The sequence below is a fragment of the Agrobacterium sp. LEGMi-208b genome (assembly GCF_059511785.1).
In genome coordinates this window covers 2387727-2393726 of record NZ_CM183446.1, presented here as the reverse complement: position 1 = coordinate 2393726, position 6000 = coordinate 2387727, and the positions used below count along the sequence as shown (strand labels likewise).

Sequence of the window (6000 nt, the reverse complement as noted above, 5' to 3'; positions counted from 1 at the left end):
TAGTTTCCACGCATAATCATTCTCCAGTCAATCCAGTAATTTCAACATAAAAATCATATATTTACGCGCCATCGTCCCACAATTCGCAAATTGCAGGCCGTAAAAGCAAGATTCCGCACGCAGATTCTCACCTGCTCTCAATTATTTATACATAATTTATCGCAGCATATATTTTATATGTTTTTGCTTATGTATTTGTATAAATATATGTTTATGGGAGCCTCCCAGGTCGAAGTTGGACTTCCCTCTTCATCTCGGCCTCCAAACTCGAATTCTTCTTCTGATTGTGTAAATATTGCTTCTTGCGCCGACGATTCATAACCTTCGCCGCTCTTAGCCTCATCAGGGCTGTTTCTGCACGAGCAGCAAGGACATACATCTCATAGAGACTCATTTGAACACACCTTTCCTATCACGCGACGCAGTTGCGACCGTGTTATGAGCTTCATCTCTTTTTCCCATCCGCCTTAAGCTCGATGGGCATTGCAACGGGGCACTGAAAATTGCCACCTGTGGAAAATAAAGACACTTATCAGTGCCCCTCATCAGCGGTTATGCCTGTCAGAGCGAGTCCTTCAGCCAATGCGTTAGGAGAAATAGAAAGGCCCACCACAAACCAGATTCCATCTCTCCTCCGGTCATTGCCAGAGGGCTTTCCCTGTCATACCCCAAAATATGAGAGTGACGTCTTTCTCTCATAGCCAGCGCTGGCTCCACTTCAAACCGGGATATTTCCCGGTTCATCGCGGAACAGGCGCAGTATAGAGCAGGCAAACAGGGTGGGGATGAACGGGGAAACAAAAATCCTTCCCTAAAGCCAAAGAAACTAGGGAAACAGTGTTAATTCCTTGAAAACATAGATATTTTCAAGTCGAAATATGCAGGCGGCAACCACGGCAGCCAGTCAAAACAACTTTTCACTTTGGCTTCATCGACAAGCTAGCATTATGTTCACTTCTGGCCAAACTCGTCATGAAGTAAACGCTTGCCCGACGGCGGTTTTGCACCCTCATTTCGGTCCTACGGCATCCCTTAGCCGAGCCCAGATAGCAGACGCAGGACGCACCGGGTGCGGCAGCGTGTCGCGTTAAGGCCGTGATAGATACAAGATGGCTGCTACGACCTATTGTGGTGATCATGCGATTTTTCGCGCCAAAAACTTGAAGAATTGAATACCATTGAGTAGCAATCAGATAGCGAAGGTTGATGCAGAAGCTGGTCCCAACTGAATGAATAGAGATGAATATTTAAACAATTGCGCAAGGTATCTTGGCCGTCTAGGGCATGAAATAAGGGCGCTTAATGCAGCGGCGCGTTTCGACATCAATTCCGTGACCGAAGATTTCCTGATTCCGCTACTCAAGGAGTTATTCGACTGTCCCGAACTCCAAAACCAGAACGAGATTCAGCAGAACTTTCCTTCTGTAGACCTTGGCTGCAGGAAATCAAAAATCTCGTTCCAGGTTACAACAGACGCCTCTAGCGACAAGGTGGTCAAAACGTTGACGAAGTTCCAAGAGCACAGCTTGGAAGAGCATTTTAAGCGCGTTTACGTTCTAACAATTACGGAGAAGCAGTCTAGTTATACGGCTAAGGCGTTGAACAACGCGATCTCTACACTTCCCATAAATTTCGATCCCGCAACCGATATCATCGATATCGACGATATCGTTTCGCACTTGCGCCGTCTTGAGACGACGAAGCTCGGGCGCATCGAGGCATATCTTTCTTCAGAGTTCACGAAACGGGATCAGCACCTGCAATTCCGTGCTGATTTAGACAAATTCCTAGAGTTCTCCAAAAGCAAAATTGATATAGAGAAAAATTCAAAAAAGTACATCCCAAGCATATTTGTCGAAACCCATAAAACAAAAGAGGAGATGAGACTTTTCGCCCATCCTCTGTTTTTCTACAGGAAAGTCCAAGATACCCTCAGAAGGGTTCAATATTCAGATTTGAACGATCTGCTTAAGCTCGGAGACGAACCGAGAATTAATCTTGAAATACAGAGCGAAATTATAGGTTCTGACCTAGCCACTTTCTCAGAACTATGGTCGTGGCTCGGTGAAGTCGACAGGGCTATCGAACGAGAGCTTCGCAAGGTTGGGCCCTTGTCCTGGAACCACCGCGAGTATGGGAAAAAGTACTCTCCAAAAGACGAGGATTCGGCTGCTTGGTCGATCGTCCGTTTCCGCGCTGAGAGCATAGCAACCGGGCTTACTTACAAGCTTCAAGAGGCCCGCTCCCTAATTGCTCTAATGCGGAACAAGATTTTCCTGATTACCAGTATGGCTGGACAAGGTAAAACTAACTTCGTCTGCGATCTCGTCGACAGGCAGTTTCGCGCATTCGATCTTCCATGCATTTATATACCGGCGAGGGAATTGAATAGTTATCAGCCTCGCCAGCGCCTGCTCGGATTTATATCCAATAATCGATACGCACCAAATTACTCATCTATCCATCAGTACTTGGATTTTTTCAACAAAGTAGCGACTGAGTTCGAGAGGCCGTTTCTTATAGTTATCGACGGCATCAACGAAGTGAACAATCTCGAGGAGTTTAACGGGGAGCTAAAAGACTTCTGTAACGCCGTCTGCCAATATGATTTGGTCAAGGTTGTGGTTACCTGTCGTAGCGAATTCTTTGATGAGAAGTACGCATCGCTCTTAGATGAACCATTCAGAGATAAAGTCCACAGGGTCTCGGACCTTCGCGCAAAAATGACTGACGCGAGCAAGAGGAGACTTCTCCGATCGTACCTCGATCATTTCCAAATTAGAGGGCGCCTTTCTCGCGTCGCGAAAGAGTTTCTGCAGGACGACCTATTACTTCTTCGGATCTTTTCCGAAAGCCATGAAGGAGAGGATGTCGGTTATATGTCCGACATTTACAAGGGTGACCTGTTTGAAGAATTTTTGAGAAGAAAAATCGAGCTGTTTCCAGACAACTTGAAAGCAGCGGCATTTCCAACGCTGATAAAGATCGTTTCTGCGATGCTCAGCGCTGACGATTTCTCAACGATCTCTGTTCGAGGTTTTTCCGAGGTCGAGAAAGAGATCGTTCGTCGCCTCGTCGCAGATGACGTCATCCTGAGGCAGGAAATGACGCCAGCCGGCCTTGCAAGCCTGGGTGATCTCGTGATCTCATTCACGTACGACGAATTGCGGGACTTCGTTCTCGCCTACAGTTTCGTATCCAACCTGCAAAGCGCAGAGGCCTTGGCAAACGCCCTGTCCGCTCTTTCTGGCCGCCCAATTTTCGAGGGGGTATACCGATACGTCTATTTGCTGGGTCGAAAGCAAGGAGTAAAGGCCGCCATCCAAGCTTGCGAAGCTGCTGACGACTTTTTGCAACACTATTCATTGAGTGTGCATCTGTTGCCCCCAAACGTGCAAAATATGCAAGATGTCGAGCGGTTGAAAGTACTCCTTACAGATACTGTGTTCCCTGATCGGGTGCGGCAAGCTACAATGCTACTGCTGCGACGTGGAAACCGAGCAGAATTGTTAAACATCAACATCCTGATTGAGCACCTCAATTGCTTGGATTCAGACAAGCATGACGACCTAATTGTAGTTCTTTTCACCAACAGATATGATTTTTCTACCGACTGGCGAGGAAAGCTAAACCAGTTTGTCGAGCAGGTGTGCGAGGCTAATTCGAACGGTATCTCGGAAGGCCGCCCTGCCGAATGGTGGGCATTCTTCCTGCACATCGCGGCGTCTGCCGGATGGTACGAGCGTGAAAAGGCCGCTGAGCTTTTCACTGCCAATGCAAGCGACGTAATTTTGAACGAGGCAGTGCAGCTGGTTCTACCCGCAAGGGCGCGGTCCGTCGACACTTTGGTTGCCGAAATTCTGCAATCGATGGAGGCTCAGTGAGATGGATGACGAAATGTTAATTCTGTCCGTAAATGTCATTCCCGAGTTCAGCGATTTTCTGGGCGTTCTCAAGATCAAGAATGCTACTCTTGGTGCACAGCTCTTCAAATCGGTTTACGACCATATCTTCGTAGCTTCTACCGATCTTAGAAGAGAATACGATCGGTACTATTGCGTTGAGTACCCATCTCTCTCCCAATATCTCCAATGTGCCCACGATGTATATCTTAAAGAGGACGAGCTGGAGAAGAATCACATACTAGAATTCAGGCAAGACAGTGGCCTCATGAACGATGCCTATGAGGACAACATTCTCGAAACTGTAGTCGACTGCATTCGGAAGTTGGAGGACGAACATGAAAATTAAAATGGATTTTGTTTCTAACAGCTCATCGACGTCATTCGTCTACATATCGAAGGAGATGATTTCGAAGGAGGATTTCTTCGGCGCGGCAGGTGTAAGCGCGGATAGTCCCGTCGCATCGCTATTCGAGTCGATGTTCTACCAGTTAAAGTCTAGCATTGAGCAGGGAGAAACCCTCCAATCGATCGAGGAAGTAGATGCCTTGGAGGGGAAACGTGACTTTACGAGCGAAGTCTTGGACCGAATGCGCGAAGCAGTAAAGCAGGGAAAAACAGTAACGACGGGACATCTGAGCAGCGAAGAATGCCTCGCGGAAACGGTCCTTTGCACCGAAATATTCGAGATTGAGTCCGAAAGGTTTTACATAAATGCATACGACAACTACTGGTAGTTTGAGTCTCAGAGTAAACCGCTATAAGGACTTGGGATATTCCACGTTCTCTAACGCGCGAACCGGCTTCTTCGCGCGCGTGCCAGATGCGGGAAAACCCGAACCATTTTGGTCGCCGCATGGACCAGAGTTGATGGATATATCCATCACGAACTGGTGCGACAAGGGATGTGTGTTCTGTTATAAGTCCTCGACCAAACACGGCTCCCACATGGCACTGCGGGACTATAAGCGCGTTATTGATGAGGCCGCAGCGATGGGAACGTTCCAGGTCGCCCTCGGGGGCGGCAACCCCAACCAGCATCCAGATTTTGAGGAAATTCTCGAATACACCGCGACTAAGGGGATCGTCCCCAACTATACAACGAACGGTCGAGGCCTGACGGAGAGCATATTAGCGGCGACGAAGCAGCATTGCGGGGCGGTGGCGGTGTCGGCCTATCCCCCATACCTTGAAACCGCCGAGACGTTGAGACTGCTTGCCGCCCATAAGATCAAGACAAACGTCCACTTCATCATCGATAGCCACAGCGTCGACACCGCTATCGAGTGGCTCACCACGCCTCCAGAATTCCTAAGACATATTAATGCTTTAGTCTTTCTGAATTATAAGCCATCCGGGCGAAAGGTCTTTGAGGATCGTTTGCTCCGAAATAGCCCAAGGGTTGAAGAGTTCTTCAAATTGGCGACGTCTCCTCAGGCCAAACTAAAGGTCGGTTTCGACGCCTGCTGTGTGAGCGGCGTATTTGCAAGGACGGATGCGAGCACTGCGCTGGTGGACGCTTGCGACGCGGGTCGGTTCTCGCTGTATGTCTCCGAGGACTTGAGGATATATCCCTGTTCGTTTCAAAGTGGATTGGTGGAAGGGGACCAACTGCATGATGAGAATTCCCTTCTCGACATATGGCACAACTCGCCGAATGTCGGTTCATTTAGAGAGTATTTTGCTTCCAACCGATGCGGAGGCTGCTCACACAAGAAAAATTGCATGAACGGCTGTCCTATCTTTGACCAATTGGTGGTCTGCGGGAACCGCTAAGAATCGTTCTCGACAATTTAGATGGTTGTTGGAAAGCGCATGTCCACTCCGTTAGATCACCCTGAATGCCTGCTTTCATTAATGATTGTCTTAGGAGCGGATGGTTCGTTCCACGGCCCCAAATCGGGCGACGCCTCGCTTGGACCGAATGTCCGCTTTTGGCGCACAGCGGAAGACCGCGAGTGGCCGATTGCGGACCTCCAGAGCCCATGCGAATTTGCCTCATGACAGTCGAACAGAACTCAGCGCCGGATAGCGCGCAAATCCAACTCACGTCTGAAGAGTCAATCGTGCTATTCGAGCTGTTATCACGGTGGTGCGA

Annotated in this window: 4 protein-coding genes; all 4 read left to right on the top strand. The window is 48.6% G+C overall.

The window, feature by feature from the left end; genetic code table 11:
* The first annotated feature begins 1229 nt into the window (after positions 1-1229).
* The 4 genes from AC5YUO_RS25370 (at position 1230) to AC5YUO_RS25355 (ending at position 5678) form a co-directional block, all read left to right on the top strand.
* Positions 1230-3884, top strand: a complete 2655-nt coding sequence (locus AC5YUO_RS25370; protein ID WP_496155747.1) for an SMEK domain-containing protein — start codon at positions 1230-1232, stop codon at positions 3882-3884.
* 1 nt (position 3885) lies between these two features.
* Positions 3886-4251 carry a hypothetical protein gene (locus tag AC5YUO_RS25365; protein ID WP_496155746.1) on the top strand — a complete coding sequence of 122 codons (366 nt, stop codon included), beginning with the start codon at positions 3886-3888 and terminating at the stop codon, positions 4249-4251.
* Positions 4241-4639 (top strand): hypothetical protein, encoded by a 399-nt coding sequence (locus AC5YUO_RS25360; RefSeq protein WP_496155745.1) that lies wholly within the window; start codon positions 4241-4243, stop codon positions 4637-4639. The genes AC5YUO_RS25365 and AC5YUO_RS25360 overlap by 11 nt, the downstream gene beginning before the upstream one ends.
* A gap of 133 nt (positions 4640-4772) precedes the next feature.
* Positions 4773-5678, top strand: a complete 906-nt coding sequence (locus AC5YUO_RS25355) for a radical SAM protein (RefSeq protein WP_496155744.1) — start codon at positions 4773-4775, stop codon at positions 5676-5678.
* Positions 5679-6000 lie beyond the last annotated feature (322 nt).